The organism is Micromonospora sp. NPDC004704 (assembly GCF_053601675.1).
In genome coordinates, this window is the sequence record NZ_JBSGCD010000027.1 from 58946 (window position 1) to 84536 (window position 25591).

21 protein-coding genes and 1 riboswitch are annotated in these 25591 nt (G+C 71.9%); of the genes, 5 read left to right on the forward strand and 16 right to left on the reverse strand.

Annotated features, from left to right (window positions below; all coding sequences use genetic code 11):
* Positions 1–6 precede the first annotated feature (6 nt).
* Both ACWEFB_RS28690 and cobG read right to left on the reverse strand, forming a co-directional pair.
* On the reverse strand, positions 7–630 hold the full coding sequence (locus ACWEFB_RS28690; protein ID WP_452290395.1) for a precorrin-8X methylmutase: 624 nt from the start codon (positions 628–630) through the stop codon (positions 7–9).
* Complete coding sequence (gene cobG / locus ACWEFB_RS28695; protein WP_452290340.1) at positions 630–1898, reverse strand: precorrin-3B synthase; 1269 nt, start codon at positions 1896–1898, stop codon at positions 630–632. Before cobG ends, ACWEFB_RS28690 begins: the two co-directional genes overlap by 1 nt.
* Positions 1899–2003: 105 nt before the next feature.
* A riboswitch (cobalamin riboswitch) is annotated at positions 2004–2124 on the forward strand.
* A 122-nt stretch (positions 2125–2246) separates the two neighbouring features.
* On the opposite strand from cobG, the gene cobN reads away from it, so the two are divergent.
* Entirely contained in the window at positions 2247–5867 is a 3621-nt protein-coding gene (gene cobN / locus ACWEFB_RS28700; protein WP_452290342.1) for a cobaltochelatase subunit CobN, read from the forward strand.
* A gap of 41 nt (positions 5868–5908) precedes the next feature.
* Here cobN and ACWEFB_RS28705 read toward each other — a convergent pair whose 3' ends face one another.
* From ACWEFB_RS28705 to ACWEFB_RS28745, 9 genes are all read right to left on the reverse strand, one after another.
* Positions 5909–7102, reverse strand: coding sequence for a cytochrome P450 (locus ACWEFB_RS28705; protein WP_452290344.1), 1194 nt, complete (start codon positions 7100–7102; stop codon positions 5909–5911).
* A 64-nt stretch (positions 7103–7166) separates the two neighbouring features.
* Positions 7167–8378: a nucleotide disphospho-sugar-binding domain-containing protein gene (locus tag ACWEFB_RS28710; RefSeq protein WP_452290346.1), complete on the reverse strand. Its 1212-nt coding sequence runs from the start codon at positions 8376–8378 to the stop codon at positions 7167–7169.
* A 44-nt stretch (positions 8379–8422) separates the two neighbouring features.
* Entirely contained in the window at positions 8423–9760 is a 1338-nt protein-coding gene (locus tag ACWEFB_RS28715) for a glycosyltransferase (protein WP_452290348.1), read from the reverse strand.
* Positions 9753–10832 (reverse strand): histidinol-phosphate transaminase, encoded by a 1080-nt coding sequence (locus ACWEFB_RS28720; RefSeq protein WP_452290350.1) that lies wholly within the window; start codon positions 10830–10832, stop codon positions 9753–9755. The genes ACWEFB_RS28715 and ACWEFB_RS28720 overlap by 8 nt, the downstream gene beginning before the upstream one ends.
* Positions 10829–12112 carry an FAD-dependent oxidoreductase gene (locus tag ACWEFB_RS28725; RefSeq protein ID WP_452290352.1) on the reverse strand — a complete coding sequence of 428 codons (1284 nt, stop codon included), beginning with the start codon at positions 12110–12112 and terminating at the stop codon, positions 10829–10831. Before ACWEFB_RS28725 ends, ACWEFB_RS28720 begins: the two co-directional genes overlap by 4 nt.
* Positions 12109–13788: a prenyltransferase gene (locus ACWEFB_RS28730; RefSeq protein WP_452290354.1), complete on the reverse strand. Its 1680-nt coding sequence runs from the start codon at positions 13786–13788 to the stop codon at positions 12109–12111. The genes ACWEFB_RS28725 and ACWEFB_RS28730 overlap by 4 nt, the downstream gene beginning before the upstream one ends.
* A gap of 13 nt (positions 13789–13801) precedes the next feature.
* Positions 13802–14911, reverse strand: a complete 1110-nt coding sequence (locus ACWEFB_RS28735; RefSeq protein ID WP_452290356.1) for a UbiA family prenyltransferase — start codon at positions 14909–14911, stop codon at positions 13802–13804.
* 7 nt (positions 14912–14918) lie between these two features.
* The gene (locus ACWEFB_RS28740; protein ID WP_452290358.1) at positions 14919–15950 is read right to left on the reverse strand and encodes a polyprenyl synthetase family protein; all 1032 of its coding nucleotides are present in this window, start codon (positions 15948–15950) and stop codon (positions 14919–14921) included.
* Between the two features lie 490 nt (positions 15951–16440).
* Positions 16441–17637 (reverse strand): glycosyltransferase, encoded by a 1197-nt coding sequence (locus ACWEFB_RS28745; RefSeq protein ID WP_452290360.1) that lies wholly within the window; start codon positions 17635–17637, stop codon positions 16441–16443.
* 196 nt (positions 17638–17833) lie between these two features.
* On the opposite strand from ACWEFB_RS28745, the gene ACWEFB_RS28750 reads away from it, so the two are divergent.
* Positions 17834–18703 carry a TauD/TfdA dioxygenase family protein gene (locus ACWEFB_RS28750; protein ID WP_452290362.1) on the forward strand — a complete coding sequence of 290 codons (870 nt, stop codon included), beginning with the start codon at positions 17834–17836 and terminating at the stop codon, positions 18701–18703.
* A gap of 19 nt (positions 18704–18722) precedes the next feature.
* Here the strand turns inward: ACWEFB_RS28750 and ACWEFB_RS28755 are convergent, their stop codons facing one another.
* Positions 18723–19421 carry an SDR family oxidoreductase gene (locus ACWEFB_RS28755; protein WP_452290364.1) on the reverse strand — a complete coding sequence of 233 codons (699 nt, stop codon included), beginning with the start codon at positions 19419–19421 and terminating at the stop codon, positions 18723–18725.
* Between the two features lie 113 nt (positions 19422–19534).
* Between ACWEFB_RS28755 and ACWEFB_RS28760 the strand changes: the two genes are divergently transcribed.
* Positions 19535–20131, forward strand: coding sequence for a TetR/AcrR family transcriptional regulator (locus tag ACWEFB_RS28760; protein WP_452290366.1), 597 nt, complete (start codon positions 19535–19537; stop codon positions 20129–20131).
* Between the two features lie 15 nt (positions 20132–20146).
* On the opposite strand, the gene ACWEFB_RS28765 is transcribed toward ACWEFB_RS28760, so the two are convergent.
* Positions 20147–20494: a hypothetical protein gene (locus ACWEFB_RS28765; RefSeq protein WP_452290397.1), complete on the reverse strand. Its 348-nt coding sequence runs from the start codon at positions 20492–20494 to the stop codon at positions 20147–20149.
* 275 nt (positions 20495–20769) lie between these two features.
* On the opposite strand from ACWEFB_RS28765, the gene ACWEFB_RS28770 reads away from it, so the two are divergent.
* Entirely contained in the window at positions 20770–21618 is an 849-nt protein-coding gene (locus ACWEFB_RS28770; RefSeq protein ID WP_452290368.1) for a metallophosphoesterase family protein, read from the forward strand.
* Complete coding sequence (locus ACWEFB_RS28775) at positions 21615–22271, forward strand: 4'-phosphopantetheinyl transferase family protein (protein ID WP_452290370.1); 657 nt, start codon at positions 21615–21617, stop codon at positions 22269–22271. Before ACWEFB_RS28770 ends, ACWEFB_RS28775 begins: the two co-directional genes overlap by 4 nt.
* Positions 22272–22303: 32 nt before the next feature.
* On the opposite strand, the gene ACWEFB_RS28780 is transcribed toward ACWEFB_RS28775, so the two are convergent.
* The 3 genes from ACWEFB_RS28780 to ACWEFB_RS28790 all read right to left on the reverse strand — a co-directional run bounded on the left by ACWEFB_RS28780 (position 22304) and on the right by ACWEFB_RS28790 (position 25402).
* Positions 22304–23038 carry an HAD family hydrolase gene (locus ACWEFB_RS28780; RefSeq protein WP_452290372.1) on the reverse strand — a complete coding sequence of 245 codons (735 nt, stop codon included), beginning with the start codon at positions 23036–23038 and terminating at the stop codon, positions 22304–22306.
* Positions 23039–23173: 135 nt separating this feature from the next.
* Entirely contained in the window at positions 23174–24586 is a 1413-nt protein-coding gene (locus tag ACWEFB_RS28785; protein ID WP_452290374.1) for an FAD-dependent oxidoreductase, read from the reverse strand.
* A 468-nt stretch (positions 24587–25054) separates the two neighbouring features.
* Entirely contained in the window at positions 25055–25402 is a 348-nt protein-coding gene (locus ACWEFB_RS28790) for a histone-like nucleoid-structuring protein Lsr2 (protein WP_326558798.1), read from the reverse strand.
* Positions 25403–25591: the final 189 nt, after the last annotated feature.

A 25591-nucleotide genomic window follows, 5' to 3' on the forward strand; every position in this document is an offset into this window, starting at 1 on the left:
CGCTGGTCACTCTTTCTCGCTGGCGATGGCGTTGATCGCCGCCGCGGTCATCGCGCTGCCACCGCGCCGCCCGTGCACGACCAGGTACTCCAGTCGGCCGGCATGGTCGGCGAGCGCCCGCTTGGACTCGGCCGCGCCGATGAAACCGACCGGGATGCCGAGCACCGCCGCCGGCCGACCCGCTCCCGCGTCGACCATCTCGAGCAGGCGGAACAGCGCGGTCGGGGCGTTGCCGACCGCGACCACCGCGCCATCGAGCCGGTCGCCCCACAACTCCAGGGCGGCGGCGCTGCGGGTGGTGCCGAGTTCGGCAGCCAGGGCCGGCACCCGAGGGTCACGGAGGGTGCAGATCACCTCGTTGTCGGCGGGCAGCCGGGTCCGGGTCACCCCGGAGGCGACCATCTCGGCGTCACAGAGGATCGGCGCGCCGGCGCGCAGCGCCGCCCGCGCCGCCGACACCACGCCGGGGGAGTGGTCGACGTCCGCCGGCAGGTCGACCATGCCGCAAGCGTGGATCATGCGTACGGTCACCGCGGCGACGTCGTCGGGCAGGCCCGACAGGTCCGCCTCGGCGCGGATCGTGGCGAACGACCGGCGGTAGATCTCCGCACCGTCGCGGATGTAGTCGATCACTTACCCCTCCGTGCCGCCGCGATCGCGGCAGCGGTCTCCTCCAGCGTCGCCGACCGCGGGCGCGGTCGGCCGTCCAGGCTGACCTGGTAACCGTCGATGGTGGCCAGCACCTCGACATGCCGGTCCGCCGGCCGTCCGCAGCGCCGCTCGCAACCGACCCAGTGCACCGGCAGGTCGCCCGTGCCCGGCGACGCCGAGGCGTGCACCAGGGTGGCGTCGGTCCGTACGTTCGCGAGCGCCTTCGCGCAGCCGGGCTGCCCGGCGCAGCCGGTCACCCCGACCCAACCGGCGGTGGCATCCGCCACCAGACCCTCGGCGGCAAGTGTCGCCAGCCGGCGCTCAGCCTCGCCGGTGCTCAGATCGGGTACCACGACGGTCCGCCACGGAGTGATGTTGATCTCGTCGCTGCCCGTACCGGCGGCTGCCGTGAGCGCGGCGAGTTGGGCTCCGGTGAGCCGGCCGAGCGGCACCACCAGCGCCAGCGCCACCCGCCCGTCGACCTGGGTCACCGGCCCGACCGGTGCCCGCGTCGGCGACTCGGGGATTGTCAGATCGCCGGGCGGCATGAGCAGCGCCGGGTCGAGAGCCGCACGCAGGCGGGCGGTGACCCTCGGTACGCCGTGGTCGAGTTCAGCCAGTCGCCAGGCGGTGCTGTGCTGCGCGGTGGACTCGGCGAGGAACAACCGGGCGGCGAGCAGGGCGGTCGAGGCGGCCTCCGGTGGGCTCACCCGTACTCCCGTGTCGGTGCCGGCCAGGAGCACCGCCACCGCACCCCCGGGTACGGCGAGCAGTCCCACATCCGCCCCGAACCCGGTCACGTCCCCCCGACCGTCGTCGACGGTGAACAGGAACCGACCGGGCAGCCCGGCCAGCGCCGGATCGGCGCAGAGCCCCTCGTCCAGCGCGTCGACCAGTGCCCGGACGTCGACCAGACCCCCACCCACCCGACCACTGAGTACGGAAGCGATGACGTTGCGTACGCGTTCGTGGCTCTCCGACGGCAGCAGCCCCGCCTCGTACAACCGGGCGGCCAGCTCCCGCTCCGCACCCGCCCGCAGGCCACGGAGCTGCACGTTGCCGCGTGAGGTCAGCTCCAGGGCGCCGTCGGCGAGGTCGGTCGTGGCGGCGGCCAGCGCGTCGAGCTGGTCGGCGTGCAGCCGCCCACCGGGCACCCGTACCCGGGCCAGGTTGCCGTCGGCGGCGGCATGTACGCGTCTCGTCCCCGGACAGGCGTCCGGTGCCGACCGCCCTCGTGGTGACCACACCCGGCGGATACTACGGCCTGCGCAGCTGCACCCCTGTCGGGTACCGCTTGACGAACGGGGGTCCGACTCGTGAGAGTGAGAACCGCTGAACGCGGCGACAGGTGGAGGAAGCCGGTGTGATCCCGGCGCGGTCCCGCCACTGTTACCGGGGAGCGGACCCCGACACGGTCACGGCCCACACGGGCGGGAAGACCGGGGCGAGCGACGATCCGGGAGCCAGGAGACTCCGGGTCACCGCGCGGCACGGCACGGACCCGACAGGTCCGCGCCTCGCCGCAACCGACGAACCCGGGGCGCGGACCCCGAGGGAGGAACCACCATGTCACGCCACGCCCTGCGCGGTGCCCGATGATCCTGCTCCTCTCCACCTCGGACACCGACCTGCTCAGCGGACGGGCCAGTGGCGCCGACTTCCGGTTGGCCAACCCGGCCCGTACCTCGGTCGAGGACCTGCCCGCCCTGCTCGACGGCGTCGACCTCGTGGTCGTACGCATCCTCGGCGGCTACCGCGCCTGGGAGGAAGGGCTGGACGCGCTGCTGGCCGGGGCGCTGCCGGTCGTACTCCTCGGTGGTGAACAGGCACCGGACGCGGAGCTGATGCGCCGCTCGACCGTGCCCGCCGGGGTAGCCGCGGAAGCCCACGCCTACCTCGCGCACGGCGGCCCGGCGAACCTCACCGAGCTGCACCGGTTCCTCTCCGACACGATCCTGCTCACCGGGTACGGCTTCGCCCCGCCGGTGCCGACCCCCGAATGGGGGCGGCTGGAGCGCGCGGCCCGCAACAGCGACGGGCCGGTGATCGGCGTCCTCTACTACCGGGCCCACCACGTCGCCGGCAACACCGCGTTCGTCGAGACGCTCTGCACCGCGATCGAGGACGCCGGTGGTCGCCCGCTGCCGGTCTACTGCGCCTCGCTGCGCAGCCCCCAGGCGGCCCTGCTGGAGACCCTCGGCGAGGCGGACGCACTGGTCGTGACCGTGCTCGCCGCCGGTGGCACCCGCCCGGCCGACGCCGGTGCCGGTGGCGACGACGAGGCGTGGGACGTCGGCGCGCTCGCCGCCCTCGACGTGCCGATCCTCCAGGGGCTCTGCCTGACCAGCAGCCGCGCCGTCTGGGCGGACAACGACGACGGTCTCTCCCCGCTGGACACCGCCACCCAGGTCGCCATCCCCGAGTTCGACGGCCGGATCATCACCGTCCCGTTCTCGTTCAAGGAGATCGACGCTGACGGGCTGACCGTCTACGTGGCCGACCCGGAACGGTCCGCCCGGGTCGCCGGCATCGCGGTCCGGCACGGGTCGCTGCGACACATCCCGCCGGCCGACCGCCGGATCGTCCTGATGCTGTCGGCGTACCCGACCAAGCACGCCCGGATCGGCAACGCCGTCGGCCTCGACACCCCGGCCAGCGTCGTCCGGCTGCTCAGCGCCATGCGCGACCAGGGGTACGACATCGGCCCCGCCGACGGACCCGACGCGTTCCCCGGAGTGACCGCCGGTGACGGTGACGCCCTGGTGCACGCGCTGATCGCCGCCGGTGGCCAGGATCTCAACTGGCTCACCGAGGAACAGCTCGAAGCCAACCCGATCCGGATCCCGGCCAGCCGCTACCGGGCCTGGTACGACACCCTCCCCGCCGAGCTGCGCGAGGGCATGGAACGGCACTGGGGACCGGCGCCCGGTGAACTGTTCGTCGACACCTCCCGCGACCCCGACGGCGAGATCGTGCTCGCCGCGCTGCGGTCCGGCAACACCGTGGTGATGGTCCAACCGCCGCGCGGTTTCGGGGAGAACCCGGTCGCCATCTACCACGACCCGGACCTGCCGCCGAGCCACCACTACCTGGCCGCGTACCGGTGGCTGGCCGACGAGTTCGGCGCGCACGCGATGGTGCACGTCGGCAAGCACGGCAACCTGGAGTGGCTGCCCGGCAAGACGCTCGGCATGTCCGCCGCCTGCGGGTCCGACGCCGCCCTCGGCGACCTGCCCCTGATCTACCCGTTCCTGGTCAACGACCCCGGTGAGGGGACCCAGGCCAAGCGGCGGGCGCACGCCACCCTGGTCGACCACCTGATCCCGCCGATGGCCCGCGCCGACAGCTACGGCGACATCGCCCGGCTGGAGCAGCTCCTCGACGAGCACGCCAACATCGCCGCCCTGGACCCGGCGAAGCTGCCGGCGATCCGGGCCCAGATCTGGACCCTGATCCAGGCCGCCAAGCTCGACCACGACCTCGGCCTGTCGGACCGGCCGCACGACGCCGAGTTCGACGAGTTCATCCTGCACGTCGACGGCTGGCTCTGCGAGGTCAAGGACGTACAGATCCGCGACGGGCTGCACGTGCTCGGGGTGGCGCCGAGTGGGCAGAACCGGGTCGACCTGGTGCTCGCGATGCTCCGCGCCCGGCAGATGTGGGCCGGTCAGGTCGCCGCCCTGCCCGGCCTGCGCGAAGCGCTCGGCCTGACCGAGGACGGCACCGCCGGCCGGGTCGAGGTGGACCGGATCGAGGAGACCGCCCGCGCGTTGGTGCTGGCGATGGAGGAACGGGACTGGACCCCCGGCGTCGGCACCGAGGTGTGCGAGCGGGTGCTCGGCGACTCGGTGACCGACCACGAACCGGTGGTCCGGGTGCTGGAGTTCGCGGCCACCGAGATCGTGCCCCGGCTGGACCGGACCACGGACGAGCTGACCGCGGTACTGCACGCCCTCGACGGCGGTTACGTCGCCGCCGGCCCGAGCGGGTCACCGCTGCGCGGCCTGGTCAACGTGCTGCCCACCGGCCGCAACTTCTACTCCGTCGACCCGAAGGCGGTGCCGAGCCGGCTGGCCTGGGAGACCGGGCAGGCGATGGCGGACTCGCTGCTCGCCCGCTACCGGGCCGACAACGGCGAGTGGCCGCGCTCGGTCGGACTGTCCATGTGGGGCACCAGCGCCATGCGTACCGCCGGTGACGACATCGCCGAGGTCCTGGCGCTGCTCGGCGTACGGCCGCGCTGGGACGAGGCGTCCCGTCGGGTCACCGGCCTGGAACCGATCGACCCGGCCGAACTGGGCCGGCCCCGGATCGACGTCACCATGCGGATCAGCGGCTTCTTCCGGGACGCGTTTCCGCACGTGGTGGCCCTGCTCGACGACGCGGTACGCCTCGTCGCCGGCTTGGACGAGCCGGCCGAGTCGAACTACGTACGCGCACACGCCCTCGCCGACCGGGCCGAGCACGGTGACGAGCGAAGGTCCACCATGCGGATCTTCGGCTCCAAGCCGGGCGCGTACGGTGCCGGGCTGCTCCCGCTGATCGACAGCCGGAACTGGCGCGACGACGCCGACCTCGCCGAGGTGTACGCGGTCTGGGGCGGTTACGCCTACGGCCGGGGCGTGGACGGGGTTCCCGCGCGCGGGGACATGGAGACGGCGTACAAGCGGATCGCGGTGGCGGTGAAGAACACCGACACCAGGGAACACGACATCGCCGACTCCGACGACTACTTCCAGTACCACGGGGGCATGATCGCCACCGTGCGGGCGCTCACCGGGAAGGCACCGGCGGCCTACATCGGGGACAGCACCCGGCCGGACGCGGTGCGTACCCGTACGTTGAGCGAGGAGACCGCCCGGATCTTCCGCGCCCGGGTGGTCAACCCGCGTTGGCTGGCCGCGATGCGCCGGCACGGCTACAAGGGCGCGTTCGAGCTGGCCGCGACCGTCGACTACCTCTTCGGGTACGACGCCACGGCGGGTGTGGTCGCCGACTGGATGTACGAGAAACTGGCCGAGACGTACGTGCTCGACCCGGAGAACCAGAAGTTCCTCACCGAGTCGAACCCGTGGGCACTGCACGGCATCACCGAGCGGCTGCTCGAAGCGGCCGACCGGCACCTCTGGGAGCACCCCGAGCAGGCCACCCTCGACGCCCTCCGCGAGCTCTACGTCCAGACCGAGGGCGACCTCGAGGACGACGGCTCCGAGTAGCAGGGCCGGGCCCCTTGTGAATGACAAGGGGCCCAGCCTCGCTACCAGGTGATCGGCAGGGTCTCCAGGGTGCGTACGGCCATGCCCTGACGGAACCGCAACTCGTCGGTCGGCACCGCGATCCGCAGGTTCGGGAAGCGGCGCAGCAGCCCGCCCAGTGCCTCCTGCAACTCCATCCGGGCGAGCTGCGCGCCGAGACAGTGGTGGATGCCGCCGCCGAAGCCCAGATGCGGATTCTCGGTGCGGGACAGCCGGAGCTGGTCGGCGTCGGCGAACGCGGCCGGGTCCCGGTTCGCCGCGACGAACGCCGGCAGCACCGCCGACCCGGCCGGCAGCACCACCCCGCTCAGTTCGACCTCTTCGATGGTGACCCGGGGCAGCATCACGCCGGTCTCACCGAGCTGGATGAACCGGGTCAGTTCCTCCACCGCCTGCGGGATCGCGTCCAGGTCGGCGCGGAGCCGGGCGAACTCCTCCGGGTGGTGCAGCAGGGTCAGCAGGAACATGTTGATCTGGTTGGTGGTGGTTTCGTGGCCACCGATGAGCACACCGACGCAGACCGAGACGAGTTCCCGTTCGGTGAGCTTGTCCTCGTCGTCGCTGGCGCTGATCAGGGCGGTGATCAGGTCGTCGCCCGGCTCGGCACGCTTGGCGTCGATCATCTCGGCGAAGCTGTCGAACGCGGCCTGGGTGCCCTCCGGGTCCTTGCTCCAGTCGCCCATCATGGTGTCCGACCAGGTCTTGCAGAGATACCGCAGGTGCTCCGGTACGCCGAGCAGCTCGCTGATCACCGCGATCGGGAACGGGGTGGAGAAGTGCCTGGCCAGGTCGACCGGACGGGGTTGCGCCTCGACCGTGTCGAGCAGTTCGTCGACCAGTTTCGCCACCCACGGGCGCAGTTGCTCGACCCGGCGGGGGGTGAAGGCGCGGGCGACGAGCCGGCGCATCCGGGTGTGGTCCGGCGGATCCATCCCGATCAGCGACTCGGTCTCCAGGACGCCGAGTTCCTTCGGCGGCCCACCCGGCCCGACGGCGGCGGCGCGGCTGAACCGGGCGTCGGTGAGGACCCGCCGGACGTCGGCGTACCGGCTCACCAGCCAGGCCGGGCTGCCGTCGGGCATGGTCACCGGCACCACCGGCCGGTGCTCGCGCAGCTCGGCGAGCTGCGGGGACGGGTGGAAGATCGTCGGCGGTGCCGCGAACGGGTACGGGATAGGCGTCTGCTGGTCGGTCATCGGTAACCTGCCCTGGGGTTGAGCTGCGGATACGGTGCGGGTACGAAGGTCTGCCACCAGCGGCTCACGGCGGCGCGCTCACCACCTGCTTGCTCGGTTGCCGGTCGGCGGCGAGTCGTTGCAGCACTGGGACCAGGTCGGCCGGTGTGGGGCGGGACTCGATCCGGCCCCGCAACCGCCCCGCCGCCTCGGCCCAGTGATCGGCCCGCAGCAGGTCGGCCACCCGGTCACGGATCTCCGGGCCGCTCACCGACCCGTCCGCGAGGTAGCTGCCGGCACCGGTGACGGCGAGCCGCCCGGCGTTGAAGTGCTGGTCGCTGACCTGGGGCAGGACCAGTTGGGGTACGCCGGCCGCCGCCGCGGTCATGGTGGTCCCGGCGCCGCCCTGGTGCACCAGCGCCCGGCAGGTCGGCAGGACCAGGTGCAGGGCCAGCGGCGCGGCGGCCAGACGTACGTTCGGCGGCAGCTCGCCGAGCCGGTCGTGCTGGGCGGCGTCGAGCGCGACCACCACCTCCACGTCCAGCGCGGCGATCGCCTCCACCACCTGCGGCGCACCGAAGAACCCGGTCAGCTCGGCGCCGGCCATCATCGTTCCCCAGGTGACACAGACCCGGTCCCGACTGCGCCCGCCGACCGCGTCGGTCGCCCACAACCAGTCCGGGACCGTGGAGACCCCGTTGTAGGGGACGAACCGGGAGGGCTGGCTCGACACCCCCAACGGCACCTGCATCGGGGCAGGACACGGGTCGATCGTCAGGGCGCCGTCGAGGTCGACCCGGTCGACCTCCACGCCGAGCCGGCCGGCCAACGGCCCGATCACCGTCTCCGGGTCGAGGTCGAGTTCGCTGCCGGAGTCCGGCCCCCACAGATGCCGCACCCCCGGTACGCCGAGCGCCGTCGCGGCGATCGCCCCGGCGAGGTTGAACGGCTCGTACACCACCAGATCCGGCTGGAACACCCGACCGAAGGCCACCAGGTCGTCCAGCATCGCGTCGGCGTACCGGACCACCCCGCCGTCCGGGGTGATCTCCGGCTTCATCCCGACGCCGGTCGGGGCGGGGCCGGCGGACCGTGCGGCGACCCGGCCGATCTGCCCGCTGAACACCGCCGCGAAGTCGAGATCCACCCCGACCGGTACGGCGGTCAGCCCGGCCGTGGTGATCGCGTCGACCAGTCCGGGCCGGCTGGCGACCCGGACCTCGTGACCCGCGGCCTGCAACGCCCAGCCGAGCGGGACCAGCGGAAAGAAGTGCGACCGCCAGCCCCAGGTTGTCATCAGCACCCGCACCGGTGCCGCCTACCGGCGCCGTACGGTGACCATCAGGCCCCGCCGATGGCGAGTACGGTCACCCCGTCGACCGTGCTGATCTCCACCGGGAAGTACGGCTCGACCGTCGTCCGGAGGAAGTCCAGCTCGTCGACGAAGGGAAGCGGGAGCAGGTCGGCGGACCGGAGCCGTTCCTCGGTACGGACCAGTTCCACCCGCCCCGCCACCCGTAGCGACTCCAGCAGGTAACCGCCGAGGTCCTCGGGGTTGAAAAAGCGCCACACGTCGACGTTCACCACCCGGTCGAACTGCCGCTCGGCGTACGGGGTCAGCAGGCCCATCAGGTGCGGATTCCGCTCGCCCAGTGGGGCGTCGTAGTCGAAGGTGACCGCGCCCGGACCGAGTCGCGGCTTGGTCGCGCCGAACCCGACCAGGAGACTGTTGCCGCCCTCGAGCCGGTCCAGCAGCGCCGGGGGCAGGTCGCCGACCCGGCCGAGGCCGTGTTCGCGGCAGACCTCCAGAGCGTCCTCGAACCAGGCGATCCGCCGGACGAGGGTGGCCCAGTTGCCGGGGTAGCCGAGCAGTTCCATGTCGTACCGGGGGTGCTTGGCGGCGAGGTACCGGTAGTTCTCGGCGAGCTGCGCCATCAGCACCGGCCAGGCCCGGAAGTGCGGAACCGCGTAACAGAGCGCGTCCGCCCCGAACTCGAAGATGTCCCGGGACCGGCCGTACTGGTGGAAGATCCGGTAGAACAGGTCGTTGTCCTCGCCGCCCCAGGTCACCAGCGTCTCGTCGAAGCCGCCGATCGCCTCCAGGGTGGCCCGGTCGACCGAGGCGTTGTTGGTGTGCCCGTACAGCCAGGGGGCGCGGGGGAAGTCGCGGCGGTGGTTCTCGGCCGCGAACAGGTAGTCCCGGACGTCCTCCCGGTAGTCGCCGACCATCGCCTCGTCGGGGGTGCGACCCGCCCGCAGCGCCCCGATCGCGGCCCAGTCGACGGCCACACTGCGGCCGAGCAGGACACCCGGACGGTGGTCACGTCCGGTGTGGAAGTCCAGGTGCCGGCGGAGCAGGTCGGGGTGCGGGCAGTGGTCGGCGTCGACGAACACCACCACGTCACCGCGGGCCTCCCGCAGGCCCCGGTTACGGGCGACCGACCGGCCCCGGTTCTCGTCGTGCCGGACGAAGGTCAGGTCCAGGCGGTCCGCGTACGGCGTGACCAGCGGTTCCAGCGAAGGGGTCGAGCCGTCGTCGACGACGATCACCTCGAACCGGTCGGTGGGCAGGGTCTGCCGGGTGAATCCGTCGAGGGTGATGTCGAGCAGGTGCCCGTGGTTGAGCACCGGCACCACCACGCTCACCGCCGGAGCGGCCCCGGTAGGTCGGTCACTCACCGGAGACCTCCGGGACGGCGGCTCGGGCCACCGCGAGCAGCCGTTCGTTCGCCGACGCCGAGCCGACGGTGATCCGTACGCCCTGGTCGGGGTAGGGGCGGACCAGGATCCCGGCCTGCCGGCACCGGGCGGCGAACTCGACCGCCGCCGGCCCCAGCGGCAGCCAGAGGAAGTTCGCCTCGCTCGGCGCGACCGGCAGACCGGCCGCCAGCAGTTCGTCGCGCAGTGCCGTGCGGGCCGCGATCAGGTCGTCGCGCCGCTTGGCCAGCTCCGCACCCGCGGCGTCGTCCAGGGACGCCAGCGCCGCGGCCTGCCCGAGTCCGCCGGGGTAGAAGACCAACCCGACCATCCGGGCCGCCGCCGCGATCGCCGGGGCCGCCACCGCGTAGCCGACCCGCAGCGTGGCCAGGCCGTACGCCTTGGAGAAGGTACGCAGGACGCAGACGTTGTCGTGCTCCCGGTACAGATCGAGGGCATCCGGTACGTCGGGATCGGTGACGAACTCCCGGTACGCCTCGTCGATGATCACCACCACCTCCGGCGGGATCCTGCCCAGGAAGTCCTCGATCTCGGCGCGGCCCAGCACCGCCCCGGTCGGGTTGTTCGGGTTGCAGATCAGCACGCACCGGGTCCGGTCGGTCACCGCGGCGGCCATCGCCGGCAGGTCGTGCCGGTAACCGTCGAGCGGGATCGGCACCGGCCGGCACCCGGCGTTGGCGACGATCAGCGGGTAGCCCTCGAACGAGAGCGCCGGATACACCACCTCGGTACGGTCGCGCCGGAGCGAGGCGACGATGTGCTGGCTCAGCCCGGCCGAGCCCGGCCCCACCAGCACCTCCGCAGGTGGTACGTCCAACCGCCGGGCCAGTGCCGCGACCAGGGTGCCGGCGGTGTGCTCCGGGTACCGGTTGAGCCGGTGGGCCCCCTCCTGCACGACGCGCAGCACGCTGGGCAGCGGCGGATAGGGCGTCTCGTTCATCGCGAGGTCCTCCGGCGCCGGTGCGGCCGGGTCGGCCCCGCCCGTCGCGTCGGTGGCCTGCCCGGCCCGGCTCGAGTCCACTGTGCTGGTCATGGTGTCGTACCGCCGTTCGCCGTGGGCTGCCCCGTGCCGGCGTACGCGCGCCGGTCGCTGAGCAGCCCGAGTTGGTAGAGCCGGTCGACCGGGGTCAACCGGTGCAGGTCGACCCCGGCGAGATTGCCGGTGGTCAGCCGGAGCAGGCGCGGGTTGCCGGCGGTGTGCCGCATCATCCGCCCACCGAGCAGGCGTGCCACCCCGGTGGTGCTGGTCAGCATCCGGGCCGCGTTGTGGCTGACCGTCGCGGTGTGGTCGAGCCGGCGCAGCCGGGTGCGGTGGTACTGCTCCAGGGCCCGGTCAACCGCACCGGCGTCCTTCCCGCCCGCCTTGCCGACCAGGTCGGCCAGGGTCTCGGCGTCACCGAGCGAGCTGTTCATGCCCTGCGCGGCCATCGGATGGACGGCGTGCGCCGCCTCACCGACCAGGGCGAGTCCGGCCGTGGCCAGCCGGGGCGCGCGGAGCCGGTAGACGGCGAGGATCTGCCGGTGCCGCAGGTTCGCCCGCAGCGCCCCGGCGAGCGGCGCCAGCGCCGGCAACCCGGCCAGCACCCGGTCGCACCAGGCGGCCAGGTCGTCCGCGCCGAGCCCGCGCATCTCGTCGGCGCGGATCTGCACGTAGAGCCGGCACCGGCCGCCGGGCAGCGGGTAGACCAGCCGCAGGCCGTGCTCGCCGCGATAGGCGCTCACCTCGTCGGCCACCTCGACGCCGGGCAGGTCGAAGGCGAGCAGCTTGTGGTCGTAGTCGTGCCGCTCACCGGGCAGTTCGACCGACTTGCGCAGCCGGGAGGAGAGCCCGTCGGCGGCGACCACCAACCGGGCGGGGATCTCCACCGGCCGGCCGTCGTCGAGCACCCGTACCCCGGTCACCCGGCCGGTCGGGTCGCGCAGCGCCTCCTCGACCAGGACCCCCCGGCGGACCTCCACCTTCGGGTCCAGCGTGCCGGCCAGCGCGCGCAGCACGTTGGCGTAGCCGGTGCAGAGGATCTGCCGGTACGCACCGGGCAGCGCGTCGTAGTCCAGGCCGAGCAGCATCCGGCCGTTCGGGTCCCGGATCGCGAGCCGGCTCACCGGGACCGCGCCGCCGTCGACCAGTGCCGGCAGGGCACCCCAGTCGTGCAGGATGCGGACCGACTCCGGTTGCAGCAGTTCACCCTTGGCCACCTCGGCCGGTGCCGCCTGCCGGTCCAGCACCAGCACCGACAGCCCGAGGGCGCCGAGCGCACGCGCGCTGGCCAGGCCGCCGACCCCGGCGCCGCAGACCACCACGTCGTAGCTCAACGCGCAGCCGCCCCGACCGCCGCACGGTAGGTGCCCAGCGCCCGCAGCGCCAGCGACTGGGCGATGGCACCGTTCGGGTAGTACATGTAGTTCCGGATGTAGGCGCAGATCCGGCTCGGCCGCCAGATGCCGTCCGGCTCCTGGACGGCCAGCAGCCAGCCGATCCCGCGCCGGATCGCCTCGTCGTCGGCGGGCACACCGGCGGCGAGCAGGGCCGGCAGGGTCCAGGCGGTCTCCTCCACCGAACCGTCGTCGGTCGCCCCTCCGGAACCCCACGACCCGTTCGCCAGTTGGGCCCGGAGCAGCCACTCCTTCGCCCGTACGGCCACCGGGTCGGCGCCGAGTCCGGCGTGGACCAGCGCGTCGAGCACGATCGCGGTGCCGGTGGTGAAGTCGCGGTACCAGAGGTTGTGGAAGGAGCCGTCCGGGCGTTGCTGGGTCAGCAGCCACTGGGCGGCGGACACCACCGGGGGGCTGTCCGGGGCGTGACCGGCGTCGCGCAGGGCGATGATGCCCTGGCTGGTGATGCCGGGGCAGGGCCCGTCGTTGGGCAGCTTGGTGTCGCGTACCCAGAGGCTCCACGACCCGCGCTGGTCCTGCCGGTCGACCAGCCAGTCGAGGCCCGTACGCAGCACCGGGTCGCCGTCGTGGCCGGGCAGCCGGGCCAGTGCGGAGAGGATCTCGGCCGACTCCAGGGTGACCGGCCAGCCCCGTGGGCCGGAGTAGCTCCAGCCGCCGGCCGGCACCCCGAGCACGGTGAACGGTTCGGCCTGCTGGTTGCGGTGGAACAGTTCGCGGGTGGTGGCCAGCCGGGGGTCGTCGCCGTAGCCGGCCGCGATCAGCCCGGTGGCGGCGAAACCGGAGCGGGTCAGGTCGAGGTTGGCGACCGCGTCCCACGACCCGTCCGGGCGGACCGCCTCGCGGAGGAAGCCGGTGATCGCGGTGACCAGGTGCGGGGCCTCACCGGCGTGGGTCAGGCCGAGGCTGACCAGCGCGGCGGGCCACGGGTCCTCGCTGAGCACACCGGTCTGCCCCTCGTGCCGGTGGATCGTCTCCAGCAGGCGCAGCGCGGTCGGCAGGGCGAGTCGACGGGTCGCCCGGCGCAGCGGACCGGGCGGCGGCAGGGTACGGGTCTGCAGCAGCGCCATCCCGATGAACGGCGCGGTACGGAACGACATCCGCTCCCGCCGTACCTTGTCGAACAGGACCAGTTCCAGTGGCAGCCGGCGCAACTGGCCCGCTTCGGGCAGCCCGGCGAGAGCCAGGAACTGCTTGCACATGGCGGTCACCGCCAGGTCGTCGATGACCGCCACCCCGCCGAGTTCGGCCAGTCGGCGCCGGCCGGCGGCGACCGCCTCCTCGCTCCGCTGTGGTGCGACGTGGTGCAGGGTGGCGGTGGCGATGATGGTGGGCACCAGTTCGGTGTCGGCGCCGGCCACCCCGCCCCAGCCGCCGTCGGGTCGCTGTTGCCGGCGTAACCACTCGGCACCGGTTTCGATCAGCGCGGCCGAGCCGGCCGGGTCGGCGGCGTGCAGTGCGGCGATGGACCCCGAGGTGCCGAGTACGGAACCGGGTGGCGAGTCGGTGAACGCACCGTCCGGGCGCTGGCGCCGGAACATCTCCTCGGCTCCGGCGGAGATGGCACGGGTGACCTGGTCGATGTGGACCGATTGCATATGCGGGCTTCCTTCAGCTGTGTTCCGGTAGGTGGGGCAGGGCCACGAGGTCGATCTGGGCCCTGCCGGGACCGGCGGCATCCGGCGGCATTGATGTTGCCGGATCGGGGGCCGATGTCGCTGCCCCCACCGGTCCGGGCCCGAGTTCGTAACCGACCCGCATCCTGGCCTGGGTCCACCAGGTGAGAACCAGGATCGGGAGCAGGAGCACCGCGGTCCGGATCACCCCGAAGCCGAGCGCCACCAGCGCCCCGGCCAGCCCGATCCGTTCCAGTACGAGCAGCTCGTGGGCGCGCAGCGCGGTGCGTACCGGCAGGTCGGTCCGGTGCTTGTGCAGGGTGCGGAAGATGGCCAGGCCGCCCACGGCGATCACCGCCAGCAGGCCGAGGTAGAGCACCCGGCCGTCCGGATGGATCGCACCGGCGGGCGCGACCAGACCACCGACGAGTGCGGCGGCCAGGGTCAGCAGGTAGAAGCCGGTGGCGGTTTTGATCGCCACCCGGTTGCCGTGCTGCACCGGGAGGGTCCGGTAACCACCGGCCCGGTCACCGACCACGTCGCGGAGGGTGCCGACCAGGTTGGACGCGGTGTCGTGGGACCAGATGGCGACGATGAACGGCACCAGCACCCACAGGTACGGTCCGGGCGCCAGCAGCCCCCCGTAGAGCAGGGCCAGCGCGCCGAGCACTCCCCGTACCAGGTTTCCGGCCAGCCCCCGCGCCTTCAGGCCCCGGCTGTAGGCGACGATCCCACCCGCGGCCAGCAGGGCGACCAGTTCGGTACGGGGCCCGCCCGCCACGGCCAGCGCACCCACCACGGTCAGGCAGCCGATTCCGCAGACCAGGGCGACGGTCGGGTGCAGCCGGCCGGACGGGATCGGCCGGTGCGGTTTGCCGATCGCGTCGAGTCGCCGGTCGAACCAGTCGCCGAGGTAGTGCCCGCCGAGCCAGCCGATCGTCGGTGCGGCCCAGGCGGCGAGCAGCCACCGCCAGTCGTGCCGGGCGTCGGTCAGCCCCGCGCCGGCGAGTCCGAGCAGCCCGACGTACCACAGGGTGTACGGCCGCCAGGTCTGTACGTGCGCGAGCAGGACGCCGCGTAGCCGGCGGCCGGTTGTGGTGACCATGGCGTCCTCACCACTCCCGCGCGGTGGCCCACCGGGTGATTCCCGCGAGCACCGAGACGCTGGGCGATGACTTCAGGGCGGACAGTGCTCCTCGGGCCCGGTCCAGGTGTACGGCGATGTGCTCCGGGGCGCTGTCCAGCGCCCCGGTCTCGTGCAGCAGTTCGTGGAAGCCCGCCAGTGCGGCCGGGTCGGCCGACCGCCGTTTCAACGCCTCGACCAGTCTCCGGCGCTGGTCCGGGTCACCGGCCCGGTAGGCCAGCAGCACCGGTAACGTCGGCCGTCCGTTCGCCAGGTCGTTCGCGGGCGACTTGCCGGACTGTGCCGCCGGGGTGGTGTACGCCAGCAGGTCGTCGCGGATCTGGAAGGCGATGCCGAGCTGTTCACCGTAGCTGGCCAGTTCCGCGCAGCGGGTGGGGTCGGCACCGGCGAGGGTGGCGCCGATCTGGCAGACCGCCCGGAACAGCGCACCGGTCTTGAGGCGGACCATCTCCACGTAGGTCTCCACCTCCACACCGGGATCACCGACCAGTTGGGCCTCCAGCACCTGACCTCGGCACAGGTCGGTGCCGGCCCGGGCGAGGATCGCGACCGCGCTCCCGATCGCCGCGTCCGACACCCCGGCGGCGCGACATTCCGTAATCGCCTCGAAGGCGGTGAAGATGAGTGCGTCACCGGCCACGATCGAGTCCGGCATTCCGTATACCGAGGGAACGGCGGGACGACCGCGCCGGACCTCGTCGGCGTCGATGATGTCGTCGTGGACCAGCGTTGCGACGTGCAGGTATTCCAGACCGAGTGCGGCGGGGAGAATATCCTCCGGTCGACCACCCACGGCACCCGCCGACTCCAGCATCATTATCGGCCGGATCAGTTTTCCCGCCGGCAGCAGAGCGTAACGATGTATAGTCGACAACCGGTCCATGGGGTCTGTCGTCGCTGGCCATCTGTGATCTAGTGCGTCACGTAGGAGCTGCCCGGCGCGACCGGAGGCCAGGTCCTTCAGGAAGTCGCGCGGATCCGTACCGGCAATGGCGGTCATGGGCTGATGTTCCTTGCTAGCGGGATCGCGGCTGTGTCCGTTGTGGATCAATTGAATTACGGCGACCGTACCACCGGCCCTGCATCGGGTAAAGAAGTTTCTCGATGGTATTGAGTCCGTAACAAACCAGTATCAACACCGAGATCTCGCAATAATTGGCGGCTGTCCGGGTCAACTGCGTATGACCTTGGTTAATGGCTCCTCTCTGTCCAAATCAGGCAAGATCCACACTCTCTGATCGAATCGGAACATCCCCAGTTCGGAGCCCTGATAGGTCAACGGATCGGCGTCCGAGACAATGTCGAATCCGGCGTCCGGAAAGCGTCGTCCCCTATCCGGAGCGTTATGATCGGGCCCTGTCGCAGGCGTACCCGGGTCATCCGGAACTGCACACCGGGGCGCACCGGCGGTCGCTGCCCGACCTGGTGGCGGCCGATTTCGGGTACGCACCGGGCCCGCTCGCCGACGGGTCGCCGGCGGGCACCGGGCGTTACCGACCGACCAGCTCCGTGAGGTCCGCGACCAGTTGGTCGAAGCCGGGGCTGCCGAGGTGGCGCCGCTGCATCGCGCGGGCCCGCCACCGGTAGCCGGGGTCGTCGAGCACCCTGGTGCAGGCCTCGACCAGATCGGGCACGGTCAGTTCGGCCACGTCGAGCCGCTCACCCAGGCCGAGTTCGGTGATCCGGTCGGCGTTGGCCGGCTGGTCGGCGAAGACCGGCAACGCCACCATCGGCACCCCGGCGCCCACCGCCTCGTGGACGGCGTTGAAACCGGCGTGGGTCAGGAACAGGTCCACCGCCGGCAGCAGCGTCCGCTGCGCCACGAACGGGGTCAGGTGGACGTTGTCCGGTGGCGTGCCGACCAGGTCGGCGAGTTCGGGTCGGCCGCCGAGGGTCAGCACCGTGTGGCAGGGCAGCGAGCCGAGGGCCGCCACCAGCGGCGGCAGCAGTTCCGCCATGCCGGGCAGGGTCAGCACCAGTGAACCGAGGCTGGCCAGGATCACCGGCCGGTCCGCCGGCAGCGCGGCGATGACCGGATCGAGCGGCGCGTCCTCGCCCGCAGCGGCCCGGTAGTGGCGGGCCGTGGGCAGCCGCAGTTCGTCCGGGTACCAACCCTCGGGCACCAGGCCGGCGCGCAGGTACCGGTGCGGGTGCAGCGGGTCGCCGGTCGGGGCCAGCCCGAGCGCCTCGCGCTGCGCGTCGAGAGTCGCGCTCACCAGGGGCAGCTCGCGCATCGCGTACGGCGAGATGTCGAGCGTCACGTGCGGGATGCCGAGCAGTTCGGCGACCAGGTATCCGCCGTACTCGGCGGGCTCGTGCACGATCACGTCCGGCTTCCAGGATCCCGCCACGTCCAGCAGGTCGCGGGCGAAACGCAGCGCGATCGGCCCGGCGTACGCCCTGGCGATCTGCTTCGCCGCCACCGGATCGACGGTCCGGCGTTCGGTGAGCAGGCGCTGCGGCAGGCCGAACTCCTCGGCCAGGCGGGGATCGTTGCGCAGCCGCTCCTGGCCGGCCACGTTCGGGAGCGGCAGGTGCGGCACGCCGTGCCGGGCGAGTTCGTCCGCCATCGAACCGGCGGTGGCCACCGCGACGCAGTGCCCCAGTGCCTGTGCCGTACGTGCCAGCGGTACGAGTGCGGGTACCAGGTGCGAGTAGATCGGCTGGCTGGTCAGCAGGATGCGCACGGCTTCCCCGTCCTCGTTCCGCTGGTACGTCCCCGGCGCGGAGATCCGATGCTGCACCGGACCCGGACCGCCGTCAAGGTCCCCGACCCCGCTACCTCGACCGTCCAATCTGGATCACGATCCTCTGGCGGGTGGCCCGATGCCGTGGAATGATTCGTCGATCGAACGGCGACGTTCTTCGAGGCCGGAGGCGGACATGTCGGTTTCAGCCGGGACCACGCTCGATGTCAGGCCGATCGCGGGCGCGCTGGGCGCGGAGATCCACGGCATCGACCTGACGAACCTGAACGACGAACTCTTCGCGGAGCTGCACCGGCTCCTGCTGCAACACCTGGTCATCTTCGTCGTCGGCCAGACGGGGCTGACGCCGCAGGCACACGTCGCCTTCGGTCGCCGGTTCGGTGAGGTGGAGCTGCACCCGTACCTGCCCCGGCTCGACGGCCAGCCCGAGATCGTCGTGATCGACTCCGAGAACGGCGGCAAGGTCGACGTCTGGCACACCGACATGACCTTCCATCAGAGCCCGCCGCTGGCCTCGATCCTGCACCTGGTGAAGTCTCCGGGTGCGGGCGGCGACACGATGTGGACCAACCAGTACCTCGCCTACGAGCAGCTCTCCGCGCCGATCCGGCAACTGCTCGACGGGCTGACCGCGATCCACGTGATCAGGATCGGGAACGAGTTCACCAGCCGGGCCGAACACCCGGTCGTACGCGTACACCCGGAGACCGGCCGCCGGTCGCTGTACGTCAACCGCCTCTTCACCTCGCACATCCCGCAGCTCAGCCGCAACGAGAGTGACGCGCTGCTGCAGTACCTGTTCGAGTTCTCCGAGGGACCGCAGTTCACCTGCCGCTACCGCTGGCGGGCCGGTGACGTCGCGGTGTGGGACAACCGGGTCACCATGCACTACGCGGTGAACGACTACACCGAGCCACGGCGCGGCCAGCGGGTCACCATTCTCGGTGACCACCCGCAGGGCGACTCGCCCCGGTGGGAGCACTACCGGGCGGCCCCGGGTCAGCGGTACTGGCCCGGCCGGGTCAACGCGGTGGAGAACTACTGACCCGGCGGGCCCCACCGGGTCAGGCGCCGGCGAGCTGCGGGTAGAGCGCGGTCAGGTCGGCGGCGAGGCCGGCCTTGACGCTGCGGGTCACGTCGTCGGCGAGGATCTCGGCGGCCCCGGCCTCGATCCCGTCGTACGCCTGCCGGGCCACCTCGGCCGGGGAGGTCTTCGGACCGGTGATGTGGGCGGCCATCTCCGTGTCGACGTACGCGACGTGCAGGCCGCTGACGCCGACGCCCTGCGGTTGCAGTTCCAGCCGCAGCGAGTTGGTCATCGACCAGAGGGCCGCCTTGGAGGCGCTGTACGAGCCGCTGATCGCGAGCCAGGAGAGCGCGGAGTGGATGTTGAGCAGGTGGCCTCCGTTGCGTACGAGCAGCGGGGCGAAGGCCCGGGTGACGTGGAGCGGGCCGTAGAAGTTCGTCTCGAACTCGCGGCGGACGTCGTCGACGCTGGAGCCGAGGAACCCGGCGCTGATCGCGATGGCCGCGTTGTTCACCAGGATGGTGACGTCACCGGCCAGGCGGGCGGCGGCGGTGACCGATTCGGGGTCGGTGATGTCGAGGGCCACCGGGACGACGTCCGGGTTGGTGATCGTCTTCGGGTCGCGGGCGGCGGCGTAGACCTTGCTCGCGCCGCGGGCGAGGGCCTGTTCGACGAGTGACCTGCCGAGGCCACGGTTGCCGCCGGTGACGAAGACTACTGAGTCCTGGATCTTCATGGTGGTACTCCCTGGGGCGAGGAAACCGATCTGTTTCCCGACTATAAACCGATCTGTTTCCGGTTGCAAACCGATCGGTTTGCAGTTGCCGAGATGGCGGGTAGGCTGCGGATATGACCTCGACCGCCAAGCTCGCCCCGCGTGAACGGCTGCTCCGGGCCGCAGCCGACCTGTTCTACCGCGAAGGCATCACGGCGACCGGGGTGGACAAGCTCTGCCAGGCCGCCGGGATCTCGAAGAAGTCGATGTACCAGTTCTTCGCCACCAAGGACGAGCTGCTGACGGAGAGCCTGACCGCCTGCGGACCGGCCAGCGTCGCGGGCTACTTCGCCGACCCCGCCGCCGACCTCACCCCGCGCGAGCGGATCCTGCACGTCTTCGAGCACCTGGAGAAACTGGCGGCGGGACCGGACTTCTTCGGCTGCCCGTTCGTCAGCGCCGCCGCCGAACTGCGGGACCCGACCCACCCGGCGAGCCTGGTCGCCGGCCGCTTCAAGCAGCTGATGACCGACTACTTCGAGGCTCACGCGCGGCTCGCGGGCGCCGCCGACCCGGAGACGCTGGCCAAGCAGTTGACCATCGTCTACGACGGGGCGGCAGCCCGCAGTGTCGTACGGGCGACCGGGCTGGACGGACTCAGCCTGCTCACCGCCTCGGCCCTGCTGGCGGCGGCAGGCATCCACCCGGCCGGCCGGGAGTCCGACCGCTAGTTCCGTGCGCCCGGGTCAGCGCCGGGCGGCGGGACCGGGAGCGGGGACCGCGTACAGCTCCAGGACGGCGGGGAGCGGGACGACGCCGGGGCCACCGGCGCGTACCCAGGCGGCGATGTCGTCCACCGCCGTGTCGTCGAGCACGAAGCCGAACCAGACCGGACGGGCACCGGCCGCCCGCCCCGCCGGTGACGGATGTACGACCACCACGTTCGACCGCTCGCACGCGTCGAGGCAGTCGTCGGTGACGCGTACCCGATGCTCGGCACCGATCTCGGCCCGGAGCCGGACGACCTGGCGGGCGTGGTCGACGTCCGGATGCTTGCGCGCGGAGCCGCAACAGCAGCCGCGACAGACGGTCAACGCGCAGCCGCTCGGCGTCGACCAACGGCGCCCGCCCGCCCGCTCAGGCATGGTGGCCCGCCCACCGGTTCGGGCCGGGGATGGCGGCGCGCTGCGGCTCCGGTCGGAGCGTTCGCGGTTGCCGGGACCCGGCGGGCAGCTGACGCACCCGTCCATCGTGACATCCGGCCGACGGGGCGTCCGGGCACCCCCGAGCCGCGCCCGCGTGACATGACTCGCGTCAATATCGCGTTCGTGTCGCCGGGATGCGAGGCTGGTGCGGTGAAGAGTGGAGCATGCCGGTGACCGGTCACCTTTTCGCGGTGAGTGACCTTCATGTCGCCTACAAGGAAAATCGCCGGATAGCCGACGAGTTGCGGCCGGAGTCCGACGACGACTGGCTGATCGTGGCCGGCGACGTGGGGGAGATGGCCGCCGACATCGAGTCGGTCCTGACCGGGCTGGCCGGGCGGTTCGCCAAGGTGATCTGGGCGCCCGGCAACCACGAACTGTGGACCCCGGCCGAGGATCCGGTCCAGCTTCGCGGCGAGGCGCGCTACCAGCATCTGGTACGGATGTGCCGGTCGATCGGCGTGGTCACCCCCGAGGACGAGTACCCGGTCTGGCGCGGCACCGGCGGTCCGGTCACCGTGGCGCCACTGTTCCTGCTCTACGACTACTCGTTCCGGATGCCTGGCCTGCACACCAAGGAGGCGTCGCTGGCGCGGGCGTACGAGGTGGGTGTGGTCTGCACCGACGAGTTCGTGCTGCACCCCGACCCGTACCCGAGCCGGGAACAGTGGTGCTGGGCGCGGGTCGAGCAGACCGAACGCCGGCTCGCCGCCTGCGACCCGAACATCCCGACCGTCCTGGTCAACCACTATCCGCTGGTCCGCGAGCCGACCGACGTGCTGCGGTACCCCGAGTTCGCGCAGTGGTGCGGGACCGACCGGACCGCCGACTGGCACCTGCGCTTCCGGGCCGCGGTGGCGGTCTACGGCCACCTGCACATTCCGCGTACCACCTGGCACGACGGGGTCCGGTTCGAGGAGGTCTCGCTCGGCTATCCGCGCGAATGGCAGCGCCGCGAGCAGCCGCCGCGGATACCGGTCCGGCTGCTCGGCGACGGGCAGTCGCCCCGGTGATCGAACGACTGCTCTCCGCGCCGGTGGTCGCCGTGGAGGCCTTCGACGACAGCCTGCCCGGACTCCTCTTTCCCGAGGAGGAGGCACTGCTGGCCAACGCCGTCGACAAGCGACGCAACGAGTTCGTCACTGCCCGCCGCTGCGCCCGCCAGGCCCTCGCCGAACTGGGCTTTCCACCGGCGCCACTGCTGCCCGGCCCGCAACGCGAACCGCGCTGGCCCGCCGGTGTGGTGGGCAGCATCACCCACTGCGACGGCTACCGGGCCGCGGCCGTGGCCCGGACCACCGACCTGGTGACGATCGGCATCGACGCCGAACCCCACCAGCCGCTGCCGTCCGGGGTGCTCGCCGCGGTCGCGCTGCCGGCCGAGGTCGCCCGGCTGGCACAACTCGCCGGGGCCTACCCGTCGATCTGCTGGGACCGGTTGCTCTTCTGCGCCAAGGAGGCGGTCTACAAGGCCTGGTTCCCGCTCGCCCGGCGGTGGCTGGACTTCCACGAGGCCGAGATCGAGGTCGACCCGGCCGGCACCTTCACCGCCGTACTGCTGGTGCCCGGTCCGCTGGTCGACGGTGTGCCGCTCACCGGGTTCACCGGGCGTTGGCTGGTCGACCACGGACTGCTCCTCGCCGTGATCTCGTTGCCGACCCGCTGACGTACCACCGTCGGGCCCGGTGGCGGGCTGGCTCAGCCCACCGGGTCCGGCTGCCGGCCGGCGCGGACCCCGGACGTCGGCCACCCGAGCAGCGCGGGCAGTTCGGCCGGATCGTCGACGACATGCTCCGGCCGGACCGGATCGGGGTCGTCGCGGTGACCGGCCGAGGAAGGCACCAGCGCATTGGTCACCAGCACCGGCCGCATACCGGCGGCGAGCGCGCCCGAGTGCTCCCGGCTGCCACCGTCCCCCACGAACCAGCACCCGTCCGCCGGTACGCCCAACCGGGCGGCGGCGGTGGCGTACAGCCGTGGATCCGGCTTGCGGCAGCCCTCCTGCCAGGAGAAGACGGTGGCGTCGAGATACGGCGCGTACGGGGTGTCGTCCCACCGTTCGCACAGTTCACTGGCGCAGTCGCTGAGCAGGGCGAGCCGGAAACCTCGGATGCGCAGTTCGCCGAGGAGGTCGAGAACACCGGTACGGGGGCGCCGGACCCGGAGGGCGCCATCGTGCTGTACGCGCACGGCCAGGTCCAGTTGGTTGTCGTCGGGGTCGGCCCCGCACTCGCGGGCGATCGCGCGCAGCGTCGCGGCGGTGCCCCCGTAGCGGCCGGTGGCGCGTGCGGTGAACGTGCTGCCCATCCGGGCCCAGAACACCTCGGCCGGTACGCCGAGCGCCGCCGCCGTGTCGCCGAAGGCCGCCCGACGCTCGGACTCGGCCGCCGGATCGGTCAGGGTGCCGAAGAAGTCGAAGACGACCGCGCGCATCCGTTCATACTGGTCGGGACCCCGGTCGCGGATCAAGCGGCGGCTCGGCGGGCGCCGGTGCCGGACGACGTGTTGCGTCCGGCCGCCGCCGGGCGGGCTCCCGGTCCGGTTGGACCGGGAGCTTCGCGACCGGGCTCATGCGACCGCGTCGTACTGCCGCTCGGGCGTCGGGGCGGCGGCGGAGCCGGCCACGGGCGGATTCGGCGTACCGGCCGGGCGGACCGGGCGCCTGCCGGACCAGAGCACCCGGGCCAGGATGCCGGGGGCGAAGAGGGCCTGCGGTGCCGCCATCAGGTTGGCCACGCTGAGGAAGCTGCGCCCGACGACCGGGTGCCGCTCCGCGGCGACGTGCAGTCTGGCGACGTACGCGTTGAGGAACGCGGTCTTGCGGCTGCGCGGACCGACCACCTCCGGATAGCGCAGGTCGGCGCCGACCGCGATGTCCCACGGGGTGTCGATGACCTTCGCTGCCAGGGTGAAGAACCGGGCCGGCAGACCGGTCCGTCCCGCGCGCAGGCAGTCCCGCAGCACGATCGCCTCGGCGGCGGCGACCGTCATGCCCTGTCCGTACGCGGGATTGAAACTGCAGACCGCGTCGGCGACCGCGACGAAGCCCTCGGGCAGCCGGGTCAGGTGCTCGTAGCGGCGCCGGACACTGGTCGGCAGGCGCAACCTCCGCGGCGGGCCGAGCGGTTCGACCCGGCTCAGCAGCCGGTGCAGTTCCGGCTCGGGCAGCTTCCCGGCGAAGGCGAGGAAGCCCTCCGGGTCGGCCGGCGGGGCCTGTCCGGCGCCGACACCGAGCAGGGTGACCAGCCACCGGTCATCCTCGGCCACGATCGCGATACCCCCGTACGGGGTGGCCGGCGACGGGCTCGTCACGATCCCCTTGAACTCGGCGTCCCCGGTCGTCCGTCGGTACTCCCGGGACATGTAGACGGTGAACGGGTCGACCCGCTCCTCGGGCGGCGGCTCATAACCGAGCTCGGTGAGCCAGGTCGGGCCGCGGTTGCCCCGCCCGGTGGCGTCGACGACAAGGTCGGCGGCGTACTGCTGCTCGACACCGCATCGGGGCAGGACCCGGGCGCCGTTGACCACGGTGCGGTCGGCGTTGATGAGCAGGCCCACCGCCTCGTGTCCAGCATGGATCTCCACCTGGGGCAGCGCGCGGACCCGGTCGCGGACGTACGCCTCCAGTGCGGGTCGGCTGACGCAGAGCCCGTCGAGACCGGAGGTGACGCGGGGAATCCGGCGTCCGTCGTTGATCCAGACGCAGTCCCGTTGCAGGTCGATCGGGACGGCTCCCCGGGCGGTCAGGTCGGCGACAAACCCGGGGAAGAGTTCTTCGAGCACCTGGCGACCCCGGGCGAGCAGGCCGTGGGCGTGTTCGCCCTGTGGTACGCCCCTGCGGGCGGTGGCACCGGTCGGCAGGTCGTCACGGTCGAAGATGGTGACCTTCGCGTACGACTCGCTGAGCACCCGGGCGGCGAGTAGCCCCCCGATGCTCGCGCCGAGCACGATCGCGTGCCCGGTCGGTTCCTTGGCAGACAAGGTCGACTCCGTTCAATGAGTGGTGTGCACTCAAGCTAGGAGCCGCTTCCGTTGCCGGGATAGCGAATACCAGGTCGGCAAGGTGACATTGTGTGCCCGGTCACCGGGTTGGCGTTCTACTGCAAACGGACTAAATGGCGCTGCCTCAGAACGGCAGGAATGCCTGGTCAACGTGCCTTGATCTGCCGCTGGGTAACCGTTGCGGGATGCGTACGGGGCATGCGACCGTCGGGTTTCGGTCTCTGTTCGTTACGCCGCGTATGCCCGGTTGCGGTGACGACGGGTGGAGTCGCTGTGCGTACGGAACCGTCGTCGGGGATCTTTGGTGTGGTGCAATTTCCAGCGCATGGGCTTGCGAGCCCGGCTCACCGACGATGGGTAGGCCGGGCCCGACTCCGGAGGCGGTCGATATCGGGGGATGCCCCGCCGGGCATCTCCCGTGTTATCCGTGCCTCCTGAGCCGCCCGCTCAGTGGTTGTTGTAGGCCTCGACCACGGAAGCCGGAATCCGGCCGCGCTCGGAAACGTCGTAGCCGTTCTTCGACGCCCATTCGCGGATCGCCTTGTTCTGGTCGCGGTCGCTGCGGGTCGGTGCCGCGTTGCCGCTGCGCCGAGCCGGCCGACGGCTTTCCACGCCGCCGCGACCGACGCGGGTTCCTGCGGCGATGTACGGGTCGAGCACCTTGCGGAGCTTGCCCGCGTTCTCTTCGGACAGATCAATGGTGTAGCTGACGCCGTCGAGCCCGAACTCGACGGTGCGGTCGGCCTCGCCGCCATCGAGGTCGTCGGTCAGGACGGTGATTACCTTTTTAGCCATGGTTGATCACTCCACGTGAACAATGGGGTTCCAGGTGATGAGTTTGACTCATCAATCACTGATTTCGCAACGTTCCCCCCATTGCCCGAGTGGCGCGGGCGTCCGGAGCGGCCCGGAAACTCCTCCGACCGGCATAAGCGAAGCCGCCGACGCCCTCCCGGTTCGGTGGGCGCCGGCGGCTGCCGGTAC